Source organism: Pseudomonas sp. GW821-FHT09H03 (assembly GCF_059415945.1).
The window spans coordinates 38,759-55,145 of the sequence record NZ_JBWKOF010000019.1 but is presented as its reverse complement, the minus strand read 5'-3'; the positions used below and the strand labels follow the sequence as shown (position 1 = coordinate 55,145).

The 16,387-nt window shown below is 60.1% G+C and carries 12 protein-coding genes; all 12 read right to left on the bottom strand.

The genetic code is table 11. The annotated features are described in order from the left end of the window. Positions 1–152: 152 nt before the first annotated feature. The 12 genes from AC07OG_RS23010 to AC07OG_RS22955 all read right to left on the bottom strand — a co-directional run bounded on the left by AC07OG_RS23010 (position 153) and on the right by AC07OG_RS22955 (position 16,348). Positions 153–3,749 (bottom strand): glycosyltransferase, encoded by a 3,597-nt coding sequence (locus AC07OG_RS23010; protein WP_495068174.1) that lies wholly within the window; start codon positions 3,747–3,749, stop codon positions 153–155. 114 nt (positions 3,750–3,863) lie between these two features. Beyond that, positions 3,864–5,435 carry a flagellar hook-associated protein 3 gene (locus tag AC07OG_RS23005; protein ID WP_495068173.1) on the bottom strand — a complete coding sequence of 524 codons (1,572 nt, stop codon included), beginning with the start codon at positions 5,433–5,435 and terminating at the stop codon, positions 3,864–3,866. Between the two features lie 13 nt (positions 5,436–5,448). Continuing rightward, positions 5,449–7,512: a flagellar hook-associated protein FlgK gene (gene flgK, locus AC07OG_RS23000; protein WP_495068172.1), complete on the bottom strand. Its 2,064-nt coding sequence runs from the start codon at positions 7,510–7,512 to the stop codon at positions 5,449–5,451. Positions 7,513–7,529: 17 nt separating this feature from the next. Continuing rightward, positions 7,530–8,816 (bottom strand): flagellar assembly peptidoglycan hydrolase FlgJ, encoded by a 1,287-nt coding sequence (gene flgJ, locus AC07OG_RS22995; RefSeq protein ID WP_495068171.1) that lies wholly within the window; start codon positions 8,814–8,816, stop codon positions 7,530–7,532. Between the two features lie 11 nt (positions 8,817–8,827). Beyond that, on the bottom strand, positions 8,828–9,937 hold the full coding sequence (locus AC07OG_RS22990; protein WP_060541374.1) for a flagellar basal body P-ring protein FlgI: 1,110 nt from the start codon (positions 9,935–9,937) through the stop codon (positions 8,828–8,830). Positions 9,938–9,955: 18 nt separating this feature from the next. Beyond that, positions 9,956–10,651, bottom strand: coding sequence for a flagellar basal body L-ring protein FlgH (gene flgH, locus AC07OG_RS22985; RefSeq protein ID WP_060541373.1), 696 nt, complete (start codon positions 10,649–10,651; stop codon positions 9,956–9,958). A gap of 52 nt (positions 10,652–10,703) precedes the next feature. Beyond that, positions 10,704–11,489 carry a flagellar basal-body rod protein FlgG gene (gene flgG / locus AC07OG_RS22980; protein WP_056742138.1) on the bottom strand — a complete coding sequence of 262 codons (786 nt, stop codon included), beginning with the start codon at positions 11,487–11,489 and terminating at the stop codon, positions 10,704–10,706. Between the two features lie 45 nt (positions 11,490–11,534). Continuing rightward, entirely contained in the window at positions 11,535–12,275 is a 741-nt protein-coding gene (locus AC07OG_RS22975; RefSeq protein ID WP_060541372.1) for a flagellar basal body rod protein FlgF, read from the bottom strand. Positions 12,276–12,477: 202 nt separating this feature from the next. Then, entirely contained in the window at positions 12,478–13,074 is a 597-nt protein-coding gene (locus AC07OG_RS22970; RefSeq protein ID WP_060541371.1) for a cytochrome c3 family protein, read from the bottom strand. Positions 13,075–13,083: 9 nt separating this feature from the next. Beyond that, positions 13,084–13,575 carry a nitrate reductase cytochrome c-type subunit gene (locus AC07OG_RS22965; protein WP_495068170.1) on the bottom strand — a complete coding sequence of 164 codons (492 nt, stop codon included), beginning with the start codon at positions 13,573–13,575 and terminating at the stop codon, positions 13,084–13,086. Between the two features lie 11 nt (positions 13,576–13,586). Further along, positions 13,587–16,091: a nitrate reductase catalytic subunit NapA gene (gene napA, locus AC07OG_RS22960; protein ID WP_218425204.1), complete on the bottom strand. Its 2,505-nt coding sequence runs from the start codon at positions 16,089–16,091 to the stop codon at positions 13,587–13,589. Continuing rightward, the gene (locus AC07OG_RS22955; RefSeq protein WP_060541368.1) at positions 16,082–16,348 is read right to left on the bottom strand and encodes a chaperone NapD; all 267 of its coding nucleotides are present in this window, start codon (positions 16,346–16,348) and stop codon (positions 16,082–16,084) included. Before AC07OG_RS22955 ends, napA begins: the two co-directional genes overlap by 10 nt. Between the last annotated feature and the right edge of the window lie 39 nt (positions 16,349–16,387).

Below are 16,387 nucleotides of genomic sequence, written 5' to 3'. Positions count from 1 at the left end.
GATAAATCGCACAAGGCCGCATCCATAGCTTCTGACTGCGTCGCACATGCTAGATTTATGGCGATTTTCAGGGGACTTGCAGGAAACGCGCCAGCTCGAACGGCGGCGCCGTGTAGCCGCTACCGTTGGGCAGCGACTACATCAGGGATGGATCAATCGGCCAGCCAGCCATTCTCCCAATAGCGCACGTTGTCGCCACGCAGCATGAAGTCACGCAGTACCGCCTCGCGCAATTCATCGCCCATGCGGTAGCTGGCATCCGGGTCTGCCAGGTGCATGCGGATGGCTTGCAACCACTCATCGGTAGTGTTGCTGATCACCCGCGTACAAGGCAGATAACCGCGATATGCCTCGGTATCGGTACAGACCACCGGGTAGCCGCACGCGCCGTACTCCAGCAAACGCAGGTTGCTCTTGCAGTCGTTGAAGATATGGAACTCCAGCGGCGCCAAAGCCAGGTCCAGGTTCAGGCTGGCCAGCTTCGCCGGGTAGATGCTCAGGTCGATCACCCCATGGAACTCATAGACGTAGGGCAGTAACTCTTCGGGGCACATGCCGAAGAATACCCAATCCACCTCGTTGGCCAGTTCACGAACCACATCGGCAATGATCGCCAGGTCGCCTGAGTGACTGGTGCCGCCACCCCAGCCAACCCGCGGTTTTTTCGAGGTGCGACGCTGACTGCGCAGATCACTCCAAAGGTCAGTGGCGAGCATGTTCGGCACCACCCGAATGTCGTGATGCATGGATGACAACGCTTCGGCCAGCGGCTGCGTCGATACCACCACCCGATCACACAGGCCGATGGCGCGACGAACCAGACGCTCCATTTCGACATTGTCCGGCATGTTGCGAATGTGCAGGTTCTTCTTCGGCGCCTTGATGACGTAGTCATCGAGCTCATAAATCATTCGGGCATTGGTGTGGGGCCGAATGGCGGCGATGTCGCTGATTGGTCCTTCGCTGTAGCGCCCCTGCAGGATGATGACGTCAGGTAATTCGCGCTCGATCTCGATAATCGATGGCAGATCGTAGTAGACGCGCCCGGTTGCCCGGCCCGCTTTCTCCAGTTCGATCAGTGGCTGGAGCGCCCGGTAGTGTCCAACCGCCGAGGAGTTGACCGGCAACGCCATGACTTTCGGTACTTGGCGCGCGGAAAACGGGCTCCAGCCTGCGCATAAGCCTGGCTCCAGACTGAAGCTGGAGCCCCCCGGCGTATTCAGCGTCAGGTTAGGGTTGTAAGCCGGGTCGCGGGCAATGACGGGCAGCCAGCGCCGGTAAAACGTTTGCTGCTCCTGACTGCGAAGTGCCGCCTCGGCCGCGCTTGCCTCGACCGCAGGCGATGTCCCGAGGACCAGTTGGGCATACGGCGTCCAGACCACCAGATAGTCGTTTTGCCGGATCCGCAGACACAGATCCACCTCGTTGAGGGTCAAGGCAAAGTCCTGGGCCTGGAACCCCCCTACACTGTCGAACAGCGCTTTGCGCACCATCAGGCAATCGGCACCGACTGCGCTCATGTCCTGAACCACCTGCAAACGCTGCATATAACCCTGTGAATTCAGCGGGTCGCCGACAAATGGCGAGCCTGCCGGCCCCTGCAACCCGAGGATCAAGCCCGCATGCTGCACACGGCCGTCCGCGTTGAACAGCTTGGCCCCGACCACACCGACCTCAGGACGCTGGGCATGGTTGAGCATCTCATCCAGCCAGTCACCCCGGGTGATCACCGCGTACGGGTCGAGCATCAGCAAGTATTCGCCACGGGCCTGCTGCGCCGCAAAATTGCGCGTTGCCGCGATATTTCCCTGCGGCGCAAACGACTTCACCCGCAACCGCTCACTGCCCATTTCGGCCATGCCACTGAGCCACTCACGTGTATGCGGTGACTCACTGCCATTGTCGATCAGCAGCAACTCGTACTCGCTGTAAGTGGTTTTTTCCAGGAGCGTTTCGACGCAACGCTGCACGGCAGCCAACTGGTCTTTACAGACAATGATGATCGACACCAGCGGCCGGGTCGCGTGCAAGTAATCGACACGATTGAGCGAGGTGAAACTGCCCTCGCGAATCTCATGATCAATGCCCAGTCGTTGCAGATGCGCCTCCAGCACCAGCGGATTGAGTTCGATGACATCGGGCAACACCAACCACTGCGCCAGGCCTAATGCCGACTCAAGCATGACCTCGGCGATATGCTCGACAACCTTGATGCCGTCATTTTCAACCATGCGCCATAGCACATCGTGGGGCGCCAATTCGCCGTAGTTCGAATTGAAGCCGCCAAGCTTGAGGAAACTCTCGCGCTGAAATGCCAGGGAGCGCCCGACATAAGGGTAACTGCGCATCAGGTCCAGATTGAAATCCGGCTTGAAGACCGGGTCTTGCGACTCACCGTCACATAATCTGCCTTCATCGGCGTAGATACACAAAGCATCCGACGAGACACTGATGCGCTCGGCCAGCAGCAATAGCGCCGGTTCTACCAGACGATCGCCGGCACGCAGCATGTAAAACCAGTCAGCCCCGTCGAGTTGTGCCAGCAACCCGTTGATCTGCTCAAACCCGTCGTCCTGCAACGGTAAATTGAACACCCGCTCGTCAAGATAGGCTTCAGTGCAGGCGCTGGATAACACCAGGGTCAGTTCCGGCGCATAGAGCTGCTGGGCGAGGCTCTGAAGGGTGAGATCCAGAGCGGCACGACTTGCCTGGTCATCGATGATGATCGGGACGATTTTCGGTTGCCGCGCCCAACCGGCCAGGGTTTCCGGCAAGTGACGGCGCGCGGTTTCGCTGAGCGTGCGACACGCCAGCCACTGAGTGTAAAGCTGGGGAAAACTCTCGCTGGCCACCCCCACCCGAAACTCTTGGTGGGCCTGGCTGGCACCCAGGTTTCGACTCACAGCCACCTCATCCCAGACCCGCGGCTCTTCCTTGCTGCGGCTCAATGGCAAGTAACGAACCCAGCCCCCGGCAGGCGCATCTTCGCCGCCGCGAACCTTGAGCATCTGCACCAGCCAGTCCTTTTCCACCTCGGCCGCGTCCTTGATCGGTTGTTGGCGGCTCAATCGCTCCGGATGCAGGCGTTCGACGCTCAGCACGTAGTTTAGCTGCGCCATATTGCCCCGACGCATCAGGCAGATGTACAGGGCCAGATCGAGAGAGGCGACAAAGCAATGGCCGGGTTGAGTCAGGGCCGGCAGCAACTCCAGGACATCCTCGCGGCGAAACAGTGCATTACTGAAGCCACCGAGGAAGTTGATGGGAAACCTTTCAAAAATCGCCAGCAGGTCATCGCCCTTGTAGATCCCGCAAGCCGGCGACAACGTGCTGTTCTCCAGCCGGGACGGCAACGGATGGTTGTCGGCATCCCAGAAGGTGCGCTGAGCCAGTACCAGATTGATGTCCGCATTCTCGACCAGCACCTGCGCCTGGTACTCGATGCACGCAGGAGACAGCTGATCATCGTCGCAGAGGAACTTGATGTAATCGCCTTTTGCTTCGTCGAGACACGCCAGCAGGTTGCCGACAAACCCCAATGTCTGCGGGTTTCGTACATAACGCACGCGCAGCGCTGCATCACCCGTCAGCGACTCGACAACCTGCGCAATCTCATCGCCGCGGCTGTCGTCGCACACAATGATCTCAAGGTTGGCGTATTGCTGGATCAAGGCACTGTGCAGGGCCCGGGAAAAAAAGCGCGGGTTGAAGGCGGGAATGACGAGGCTGACTAACGAGACTGGATTCACGGCGGGACTCTCAAGCGATAGACGCTCACCCGTGCGGGTGAGCACCTGAAACCGCTGAAAAAAGACGATAGATATTCGGCGATTTGTGGCCGGGTGCTTTCGCGCCCGACACCTTTAGATCTTGTTGAACAGACCCAACTGACTGATTTTGCTGAACGCCAGTTGCGAGGCCTGCAACATGGTTTGCTGCAGGGTCAGACGCGTCATCACTTCCGCCGGATCGGAATCGCGGATGGCCGACTGGGTCTGCTTGTTGGCCATGGTCAGGCTCTGGTTGATCGCCGATTGAGTATCCAGAGCCGAACCACGCCCACCCACCGAACTCAGTGCACTGGACAATTGATCGTTGCCACTGGCGAGGTTGGCGATGCCTGAGGACACGGCGGCCAACTGCTTCTGGATCAGGACCTGGTTGCCGTTGGTGGGCGTGTTCAACGCGCTCTTCAATTGGCTCACGGTATCCAGGATGTTCTGGGTCTGGTGAGCATTGACGGCAATACTGAACTGATCATTGGCAGACGGGCCCGGCGGGCCTGTCAGGGTGAAACTCACACCCGATGCGGTGGCGACGTTGCCCGCCATGGTCCCGGTGGAAACCGGCTTGCTGCTGGCGGTCAAGGGCGCCGCGTACAGTTCGAAGGCGGTGGCACTGGTAAACTTCAGGACGGCCGAGCCAGACGGGAAACTGGCGTGATAATCGGTCGGGTTGCTGATGGTGGCCGCAGTAACCTGCGCTGTCGATGCGTTGCCAGGGCTGCGGGTTGTCGTGAACGTATCGGGCTTGGAACCTAGTGTGAAGCTGTGGCCAGGCAGCACTGCCGCGGCGCTATCACCGCTTTGCAGATTGATGTTGAGGTTAAGTTCGACACCGCGAAAACTGACAGCCTGCCCAGCGGTGGTGCTCGGATCGAAAACGCCCACCCGAGAGGCTTCGGCAGTGACGTCGGTACCGCTGGCATCGGTGATTTTCAGCTGGGTACCGCTAACGAAAGACACGGTATACGGCTCGCCGCTGCGGAACTTGCTGTCGTAGGCGACGTTCGACGATACCTGTCCGTTGGACAGTGTCACGCGACCATCATCAATGGCCGGCGCGGTCATGGTGACCTGGCTGCGGCTGGTATTGATCGCCTGCTGGAACACCTCCCAGCCGGTGCTGTTGGTGGCCATGGACATGGTGTCGCCAACCTGCAGGTCGAGGGTCACCTGATCGCCGTTATAGCTGTAGGTGCCGTCGTTATTGCGCGAGAACGGTGGGGTATCGCCCTTGGAACCGGCGAAAATGTAGGTACCGTTTTCGTCCTTGGCGTTCATCAGGCTCAACAGTTGTTCTTCGATCTGGCCCAGCTCCGAGGCATTGGCCTGGCGGTCGGCGTCGGTGAGGTTGCCGTTACCGGAACCAATAGCCAGTTCCTTGGCGCGCTGCAGCACGTTGTTGATACTGGTCATTACCGACTCGGTCTGCCCCAGGGAGGCCTTGATCGTGTTGGTGTTGGCGTTGAACTGATCGAGCATCGACGCTTGCTGACCCAGTTGCAGCAGACGCGAAGCGCCGACCGGATCATCGGCGGCGGTATTGACGCGAACCAGGCTGCTGGCCTCTTCGCTGCTCTTGACCGCATTAGCGAAGTTCTTCTGATAATTCGCCGCGGTGGACTCGTAAAACTGGCCAGTGGAAATGCGCATGGGCTACGACTCCTTAGAGACTGTTGATCAGTGTGCTGAAAGTTTCCTGCGCAGCCTTGATGATCTGCGAAGAGGCGGTGTAGTACTGCTGATACTTGACCAGATTGCCGGTTTCCTCATCGAGGTCGACACCCGAGAGCGAGTCGCGAGCACCCTTGGCGTTGGCCAGGATGGCGCCGGTTGCGGCGCTGTCGAGCTTGCCCTGGGCGGTTTTGGCACCCACGCCTTCGACCAGTTTGCCGTAGGCGTCGGTCAGGGAAATGCCCTTGTTGGCCGTACCGGTTTCCACCACCTGCCTGGTTTGCAAGCCCGCCAGTGCGGTGCCGTTACGGTTGTCCAGGGTGCCCGGCTGCGCGATGCTGATGTCGATCGCTGTGCCCTTGCCCGGCGAACCGGCCACGGTCATCTCGAAGGTCGCGGTACGCTGCACGGCAGGCGGCCCCGGATCCATGATCGGCGCACCCGAGGCGTCCTTGAGCGGCACACTCAGGCTCAGGGTGTTGTTCGCGTTTGGCTTGATCGTGCCATTGCTGATTTCGACACCTTTGGCGTCGAGCAACTGATAGGTCTGGGTGCTGCCGTCGGCAGACGGTGAGCCGAACACGAGCTTGACCGGCGTCGAATTCTTGAGGCCGTTCTGCATGGCCGTGGCGGTGGCCGCGTCGTAAATGTCGAACCTGGTGGTCAGGGCCGGCTGGCCGCTGGACGGGATCGTCAGGGTGCCGCTGCCGCCCGGTGCAATGGCCGCGCTCAGGGGTGCGGCGATGGCCAGGCGCTTGGGGTCGGTCATCTCGGTCTGGATGGTTGCGGCCGCGTTGCGGGTCGGGGTGATCCTGAACGTATCGCCGGTGGCAGCACCACCGCTGAACGACATCGCGAAGCCGTCGATGACTGGCGCAGGCGTGGTCGCGGTGCTGAAGCTACCCATCGACGTATTGTCTGGCAGGCGCTGGACCGTGTAGTTGGTGGCGCTGGTGAAGGTGACCTTGTAATCGTTGATCGTCAGCTTGCCAGTGTCCTTGACCGCCACATTGAAATTGCCTGAACCGGCACTGTTGCCAGTCGAGGCAATACTGCGCTGAGACATCTGCGCGGCGCTATTAAGACCGTTGAACAGGTTCGAACCGAAACTGCCGTTCTTGTCGATACCCTGAGCCTGAAGGCTGTTCATCTGATCGGCGACGACCAGGGCGACACGGCCCAATTCATTCAAGGCGGGGTCGAGGACTTCGCTGCGATAGCGCAACAGGCCGCCGATTTCGCCCCCGGTCATGATCGAGGTGATTTCGATAGTGCTCGCACCACGATTGAGCTGCAGCGCCAGACGACCCGGGTCATCCTTGCCCGGCACCGCCTCCAGCTTGTTGACGGTGTCGCCAATCACCAAGGGCTGCCCGCTGCCCAGGTAAATGTCTATGTTGCCGTCACGCTCGATATACTGCGCCCCGGTGAAAGAGGACAGCTGGCGCATGGTCTCGTTGCGCGCGTCGAGCAGCTCGTTCGGCGTACCGCCGGCGCTGGTCACTTCGCCGATTTTCCTGTTCAACTGCGCCATGGTACTGGCCAGGTTGTTGACCTGGCCAACCATGTCCGTCAGGTTGCCGTTGATGGTCGAGTTCTGCGAGTTCAACTGCCCGGCCACCGAGTTGAAGCGATTGCTCAGGGCCTGCGCATCGCTGAGCAACAACTGCCGGGAAGCGTCGTCACCGGGTTTGGCATTGACGTTCTGTACCGAGGCGAAGAACTTGGTCAGCGCACCGCTGAGGCCGGTGGCACTGTCTGACAAAAGCGTGTCGAGCGGCGTGATCTGCCCCTGGTAGGCGGCCGCATCACTGTTGAGCGAAGTCGTCGTCTGCAATTGTGCATCGAGGTAGCTGTTGTACACCCGGCGCACATCGGCCAGGGTCGTGCCGGTGCCGATGTACACATTGCCGTACTGAATGGAGTTTTTGCTGCTCTGTACCGTCTGCTGGCGCGAGTAGCCGGCGGTGTCGGCGTTGGCAATGTTATTGCCGGTGGTCGCCAAGGCGTTATGGCTGGCACTCAGCCCCGACATCCCGATGTTTAGCAAACTCATGGTTCAGACCCTTATGCCTATAAAGGCGTGGTGGAAGCGCCCGCCGCAGCGTAGTTCTGGTAACTGGTCATCTGCTTGGCTATCTGCGAAATCTTGCTTGCGTAGTCCGGGTCGGTTGCGTAACCGGCCTTCTGCAACTCGCGTACAAACTGTTCTGGGTTATCGGCCGACTTGACGACTTCTTGATAGCGATTGTTGCTCTGCAGCAAGGTGACAAGGTCATGGAAACTGTCTTTGTAGGAGTCGTAGGAACGGAACTCGGCCGTCTCCTTGACCATCGCGCCGTTGCGGAACTCGCTGGTGATCGCCCGCGCCGAACCGCCGTTCCAGCTGCTGCCGGCCTTGATGCCGAACAGGTTATGGCTGCTACTGCCATCCTGGGCGCGCATGACCGATTTGCCCCAACCGGTTTCCAGTGCGGCCTGGGCCACCAGGTAACGTGGGTCGACGCCGATGCGATCGGCAGCTTCCTTGGCCATTGGCAGCATGGTGTTGACGAAATCGTCGGCGGAATTGAAGGCTTTCTTCGCCGGCGCCAGGGGAATCTGCACCATCGCGCGACCATAAATCTGCAAGCGAGCGCCCGACGCCTGCTGCTGCGCAGTCGCCAGCCAGTCGCCGTTGTACAACGGCCCCGAGCCGGTCGTGCCGATACGTTCCGGCAATGGCGTCTTGCTGACTGTCGCCGCGGGCGTCGCTGAGGGCACCAAGCCTGCCAGCAGACGATCCGCCAGCTTGGGCGGCAGAGCCAGGCGTCGCTGATTGATCAGCGCCATGTCATTGCGATGGGCACCCTCGCCCGCCTCTTGCGGCGCATGCACCGAGCGCGAAGCCCACAATGGACGCTGACCATTGATCCGCGACAGCGGCCCGTTGAGCGCCACCGTACCGGCAGCCACCGGCGTCTGCACGGCAGCTTTGGCCGCCTCCTGTTTGGCCAGCGATGCAGCGGCCGCTTCACCCGGCGCCAGCGGTTTGTCCTTCGACATCTGCCGCATCAGGACGTCCGCCAGGCCAATGCCACCGCCTTCGCGGGACATGGAAACGGCCAACTGCTGGTCGTACATTTCCTGATACTGCTTGGCCGCCGGCGTATTGAGCGGATTGTCCTGGCCCAGCGCGTCGGTGGCCGAACGCATGGACTTGAGCATTTCCCCCAGGAACAGCGACTCGAATTCCTGCGCGACCTTGCGCAGGTTGCCGTCGCTGTTCTTGTCACCGACCTTGAGCTGATTCAGACGATTGAGGTCCGAATAGGAACCCGAATCGCTACTGCTGACCAGACCGCTCTTGCGCATATCCACGATGGCCGTCCTCAGATCACGATCAGGTCGGCTTGCAACGCACCGGCCTGCTTCAGAGCTTCGAGGATCGCCATCAAGTCACCCGGTGCCGCGCCGACCTGGTTCACCGCACGGACGATTTCGTCGAGGGTGGTACCCGGGCCGAACTTGAACATCGGCTTGGCTTCCTGCTGGGCGTTAACCCGCGAGCGGGGCACGACGGCCGTCTGACCGTTGGACAGAGGGCCGGGCTGGCTGACGATCGGGTCTTCGGTGATGGTCACGGTCAGGCTGCCGTGGGTCACGGCGGCCGGGGATACCTTGACGTTCTGGCCGATCACGATGGTACCGGTGCGGGAGTTGATGATGACTTTCGCCACCGCCTGGCCCGGATCGACTTCAAGGTTCTCGAGAATCGACAGATAGTCGACCCGCTGGCTAGGATCGAGCGGCGCGCTGACGCGAATCGAGCCACCGTCGATGGCCTGGGCCACGCCTGGGCCGAGCATGTTGTTGATCTTGTCGACAATGCGCTTGGCCGTGGTGAAATCGGAGCGGTTGAGGTTCAGGGTCAGGCTATTGCCCTGGTTGAACCCGCTCGGTACCGCCCGTTCGACCGAGGCACCGCCAGGGATGCGACCGGCCGACGGAACGTTGACGGTGATCTTCGATCCGTCGCGGCCTTCGGCGTCGAAACCGCCGACCACCAGGTTACCCTGGGCCACCGCATAGACGTTGCCGTCGATACCCTTGAGCGGCGTCAACAGCAAGGTACCGCCGCGAAGGCTCTTGGAGTTGCCGATGGAGGAAACCGTGATGTCGACCTGCTGCCCAGGCTTGGCGAACGGCGGCAAGTCGGCGCTGATCGACACCGCCGCGACGTTCTTCAACTGTACGTTGCCCGAACCCGGCGGCACCTTGATGCCGAACTGCGAAAGCATGTTGTTGAATGTCTGCAGGGTGAACGGGGTTTGCGTCGTCTGGTCTCCGGTGCCGTTAAGCCCGACCACCAGGCCATAACCGATCAATTGGTTGGAACGCACGCCGGAAATGCTGGCGATGTCCTTCAGGCGCTCGGCTTGAGCACTGAAGGCGACCGGCAACATCAGGGCGGCAACGATGAGACTTCTGAAGTTCAACATGCTCAACTGGAAAGCCACCTAGAAAGGAAACAGCGGGCTGAGGAAGAAACGGTCGAACCAGCCTGGCTGACTCGCATCGGCAAAGGAACCTGTACCCGAGTAGGTGATGCGCGCATCGGCGACACGGGTCGACGACACGGTATTGTCGGTGGCGATGTCATCGGCGCGAACCAGTCCGGCGATCCGCACCAGCTCGTCGCCGGTGTTGAGGGTCATCCACTTCTCGCCACGAACCGCGATGATGCCGTTGGGCAATACATCGGCAACAGTCACCGTGATCGAACCGGTCAGGGTATTGCCCTGTGCGGCCTTGCTGTCACCCTTGGTCGCGCGATCGCCTTCGTAGCTGGCATCCAGACTCAGGTCACCACTGCCAAACGGGTTGTTGGTGCTGGGCGTGGCGCCGAACAACGAAGTCAAGCCTATGCTCGCCTGGCTGTTCTTGCCGATTTGCGAGTTGGCATTTTTGCTGGCCTGGGTCCTCTCGTTCAAGGTGATGGTGATGATGTCGCCCACCCGGAACGCCTTGCGGTCGCTGTAAAGGTTCTGTTCAAACCCGGCCTGATAAATCGAGCCATTGTTCGCTGCAGCCGGCAACGGCGTACGCGGCAACACCGGCGCGTAATAAGGGTCGTTGGGCTTGGGCGTCGAAGGAACGCAGCCGGCGAGCACAACAGCCCCACTCAGTGCCAGAACAGATACAAAGCGATTCATGACCCTACCTCACGGTGTTGCAGGCGGCCTCATGACCGCCTCATAGACTTGATTACAGATTCTGCGTTACGAACGAGAGCATCTGGTCGGCGGTGGAGATCACCTTGGAGTTCATCTCGTAGGCGCGCTGAGTGGTGATCATGTTGACCATCTCCTCAACGGTGCTGACGTTGGAAGTTTCCAGGGTGTTCTGCAGCGTGGTGCCGAAGCCAGCCAGGCCCGGAGTGCCGACTTGCGGCGCGCCACTGGCAGCGGTTTCCAGGAACAGGTTGTTGCCCACTGCCTGCAGACCGGCCGGGTTGATGAAGTCGGCGGTTTGCAGGTTGCCGATCACCTGGGAAGCCGGGTTGCCGGCAACGGTGATGGACACGGTGCCGTCACGACCGACGGTGAAGGTTTGCGCGTCGTTCGGAATGACAATGGCCGGTTCCAGGGCGAAGCCGCTGGCGTTGACGATCTGGCCGTTGGAGTCCAGGTGGAACGTACCGTCACGGGTGTAGGACGTGGTGCCGTCCGGTTGCAGGATCTGGAAGAAACCGCGACCGTCGATGGCCATGTCCAGCGGCTGCTCGGTGGTTTGCAAGCTGCCGGCGGTGAAGTTTTTCTGGGTGCCGACGATGCGCACACCGGTACCCAATTGCAGACCCGACGGCAGTTCGCTGTCCTGGGTCGACTGGGCGCCTGGCTGACGCTTGATCTGATAGAGCAGGTCCTGGAACTCGGCGCGATCACGTTTGAAGCCCGTGGTCGATACGTTGGCCAGGTTGTTGGAAATGGTGGTGAGGTTGGTGTCCTGGGCGGACAGACCTGTTTTGGCAACCCATAGAGCCGGAAGCATTCGATTCTCCTCGTGCGCCTGTTTTACGGCGCGACGTTCTGATAATTAGCTGATCTGCAAGACCCGAGCCATGGCCTGGTCATCGTCTTTGGCGGTGTTCATCATCTTGATGTGCAGTTCGAATTGCTTGGCCAGGGCCAGTACCGAGGTCATCTCGTCCACGGCATTGACGTTGCTCGACTCAAGGAACCCGGACACCAGCTTGACGTTGGCATCGGCTTGCGCCGGCTGGCCGTCCCGGGTGTGAATCGAACCGTCCAGGCCTTTGGTCATGTTCTTGATGTCCGGGTTGACCAGCTTGATGCGGTCGACCTCCGCCATGACGCGAGGGCCTTCGCCCATCGCGCGAATGCTGATGGTGCCGTCCTCGCCCACTTCGATTTGTTGCTCGGGCGGCACGGCAATCGGCCCGCCATTGCCGATCACCGGCATGCCATTGCCAGCGCGCAGCACGCCCAGGGCGTCGACCACCAGGCTGCCGGTACGCACGTAGCTTTCGCCGCCATCGGGGTTCTGCACCGCCAGCCAGCCATTGCCTTGCACGGCAACATCGAGGTCGCGGCCGGTTTCCACCAGGCTGCCAGGGGAGAAGTCGGTGGCCGGGCGTTCAGACATGGCAAACGCACGCGCCGGAAAGCTGTCACCGAACACCGGCATCGAACGCGCCTGTTCCAGGTCCTTCTGGAAGCCGTTGGTGGAGATGTTCGCGAGGTTGTTGGCATGAGCCTTTTGCGCCAGTGCATTCTGGCTGGCGCCGGTCATTGCCACATAAAGGTACTTGTCCACAATCTTTCCTCTGCATGCCGGACGGTTGCCGCCCACCGCTGTGTTGCGCAGGTTGTAGCAATTTGCAGACCAACTTGCGCGCAGCGGCGCCAACCCCCTTTAAACAGGGGGCTGGGGCTGATCGGAAGGTAATTGAACGATGTATCGAAGACGAAAAACCGGCGCGCTGATGCCGCTTGGCGGCAACGCCGTGAAAAGCCGGCTACCAGCCTTTCACGCCGCTCATGTCGGGCAACTTGTGAGCAATGCCTTTATGGCAGTCGATACAGGTTGCCTGGCCGCTGGCCAGCGAGGTGGAGTGCATGTTGGCGGCGCGCTTGCCCTGGCGTGTGAAGTCCATGAACTCGAAGTTATGGCAGTTGCGACACTCCCGCGAATCGTTGGCCTTGAGCCGTGCCCACTCGTGTTCGGCCAGCTCCCGGCGCATGTCCAGGAACTTGTCCCGGGTGCTGATAGTGCCGAACAGCTTGCCCCAGACCTCCTTGGAAGCCTGCATCTTGCGGGCGATCTTGTGCGTCCACTCGTGAGGGACGTGACAGTCCGGGCACGTGGCGCGCACGCCCGAACGGTTGGTGTAGTGGATGGTTTCCTGCAACTCGACGAAAACGTTGTCGCGCATTTCATGGCAGGACGTGCAGAACTGCTCGGTGTTGGTCGCTTCCAGCGCGGTGTTGAATCCACCCCAGAAAATCACCCCGGCGATGAACCCGCCGAGGGTCAGAAAACCCAGGCTGTAATGCACGCTGGGCCGACGCAGCACACCCCAATAATCCTTGAACAAGGCAAGCAAAGATTTCATGGCCTCTCCTCAAGGTTTCGGCTGCTGGTGTATTTCATCTTGCAAGACCTGGTCGATGTTCTTGAAGCTGTTGTTCACCAGTGGCTTCACATCCTTTTGCGGCACGTGACACTGGTTGCAGAAGTAGCGGCGCGGCGACACCGCCGCCAGAGCCTGGCCGTCACGGTCCATGTAGTGAGTGATGCTGATCATCGGCGCCTGGGTACGCGCACTGTTGGCGCGACTGTGGCAGGTCAGGCACTTATTGCTGTTCATGTCGATGGCATACCCGCGAATACTGTGGGGTATGGTGGGCGGTTGCTCGGGGTAATTGCGCTCACGCTTGAGGTCCTTGTTCTCGTCTTCTGCGATAGGCGGTGCCGGCAGCTCCTGGGTCAGGGTCCCGCCGGCTCTGCGACCATCCGGTGCCGGTGCATCCAGGGGGTAAGCGGGCTCTGCTGCAAATGTCGTGGGCAGCCACGTCAGCAGCACGACAAGCAAGGACAGCGAACGATAATTCATGAAAGCTCTCCTTATGCCGTCGCGATCAACTCAATCCTGATCGCGCATTTCTTGTAATCGGTCTGTTTTGAGATCGGGTCCGTTGCATCAAGCGTGACTTTGTTGATCAGCTTGTTGGCATCGAAAAACGGCACGAACACCAGGCCTTGGGGCGGCTTGTTGCGCCCCCGGGTTTCAATCCGCGCACGCATCTCGCCGCGCCGACTGATCAGCTTCACTTCGCTGCCACGCCGGGCATTCAAGGCCCTGGCATCGGCCGGGTGCATGTAGACCAGCGCATCGGGGATCGCTTTATGGAGCTCCTCGACACGCTGGGTCATGGTCCCGGTGTGCCAATGTTCAAGCACCCGACCGGTGCTCAGCCAGAACGGGAAGTCCGCGTCCGGGGCTTCTGCAGGAGGCTCGTAAGGCAGTGCGAAGATGATCGCTCTCTTGTCGGGGTAGCCGTAGAACTGCACGCCACTGCCCTTCTCGACATACGGGTCGTAGCCTTCGCGGAAGCGCCAGAGCGTTTCCTTGCCTTCGACGACGGGCCAGCGCAAGCCGCGCTCGGAGTGATAACGATCAAAAGGCGCCAGGTCATGACCATGTCCACGGCCGAACTGGGCATATTCTTCGAACAGGCCTTTTTGCAGGTAGAAACCGAAATCCCGGGCCTCGTCGTTCTGGTAGCCCTGCGCCATTTGTTCCACCGGGAACTGATCGACCTGGCCATTCTTGAACAGCACCTCATACAGGGTCTTGCCCTGGTATTGCGGTGAACTGGCCAACAGCTCCTGCGGCCAGACTTCGTCGGTTTTAAAGCGTTTGGAAAACTCGACCAATTGCCAGAGGTCCGACTTGGCGTCACCCGGCGCCGAGACCAGTTGATGCCAGAACTGCGTACGCCGCTCTGCGTTGCCGTACGCGCCCTCTTTCTCCACCCACATTGCCGTTGGCAAAATCAGATCGGCCGCCTGTGCCGAGACGGTGGGATACACATCCGACACCACCACGAAGTTCTCCGGGTTGCGCCAACCCGGCAATACTTCCTGCATGATGTTGGGCCCGGCCTGCATGTTATTGCTGGCCATGGTCCAGTACACATTGAGCACGCCGTCCTTGAGCATGCGACTTTGCTGCACGGCGTGGAACCCGACCTTTTCCTTGATGGTGCCCGCCGGGAGTTTCCAGATTTTTTCCGCGGTGGCGCGGTGCGCCGGGTTGGTGACCACCAGGTCGGCCGGCAAGCGATGGGAGAACGTGCCCACTTCACGTGCCGTCCCGCAGGCCGAAGGCTGGCCCGTCAGGGAGAACGGACTGTTGCCAGGCTCGCTGATTTTCCCGGTCAGCAGGTGGATGTTGTAGATCAGGTTGTTGGCCCAAACACCCCGGGTGTGCTGGTTGAAACCCATGGTCCAGAACGAAACCACCTTGCGCTTGGGGTCGGCGTACAGTTCGGCCAATGCCTTGAGGCGCTCGGCTGGTACGCCGGTTTCCTTCGCGGTGCGCTCAAGGGTGTAGGGCTTTACGAAAGCAGCGAACTGCTCGAAGTCGATGTCGGTCCAGGTGTTCGCCTTGTCGGCATTCTTGGCTTTCATCTCCAGCGGATTATCGGCACGCAATCCGTAGCCGATGTCATCGGTGCCTTTGGCGAACTTGGTGTGTTTGCTGACGAAGTCTTTGTTGACCGAACCGCTTTCAATGATGTGATTGGCGATGTAATTGAGGATGAGCAGGTCCGTCTGCGGCTTGAACACCATCGGAATGTCGGCCAGTTCAAAACTGCGGTGTTCGAAGGTGGAAAGCACGGCCACTTTCACATTCGGCTGGCTCAACCGCCGATCGGTCACCCGACTCCAAAGAATCGGATGCATCTCCGCCATGTTTGAGCCCCACAAGACGAATGCATCAGTGACTTCGATGTCGTCATAACAGCCCATCGGCTCATCCATACCGAAAGTGCGCATGAACCCCATGACCGCCGAGGCCATGCAATGGCGTGCATTGGGGTCGATGTTGTTGGAGCGAAAGCCCGCCTTCATCAACTTGTTAGCCGCGTAGCCTTCCCAGACCGTCCACTGTCCGGAACCGAACATGGCGACAGATTCCCCGCCCTTGTTCTTCAGCGCCTCCTTGTACTTCAACTCCATTACATCGAACGCCTGTTCCCAGGACACCGGGTGAAACTCGCCTTGTTTGTCATATTGCCCATTGGTCATGCGCAACAGCGGCTGGGTCAGCCGATCCACGCCGTACATGATCTTGGATAAAAAGTAGCCTTTGACGCAGTTCAACCCGCGATTGACCTCGGCTTTTACGTCACCGTGGGTTGCAACAACCTTATTGTCCTTGGTCGCCACCATGACGCTGCAACCGGTGCCGCAAAATCGACAGGGCGCTTTGTTCCAGTCCAGGGTCGCCATGTCTTGTTCGGTGATCAGGTTGCTGGCAGAGGTAAACACCGGGAGGCCCGCAGCCGCAGCCGCGATCCCGGCCGCCTGGACTTTGACAAACTCTCGCCGCGTCATAGGCATGTGCTTTCTCCCGTTATATCGAGAATCTCGTGATAAACCAGGGCCGCATTGAGCACGCCTGGCAAGCGATTGATCTGGTCGATTCGCTGAAGAATCTGGCTTTCGTGTTCGGTTTCCAGCACTACCACCAATTTGCCGGCGGGGCTTTCCTGGTGAAGCTCGACGCCCGTGAGCAAACGCAGGTTGGCTTTCACTGCTTCGAACAGGGCCGGACGGGCATGTACTACCAGACTGGCAATGTGCAGCGTCTTTTCCATGACCCGGACTCCCTGCTGAATTAGAGATAGATGACGATC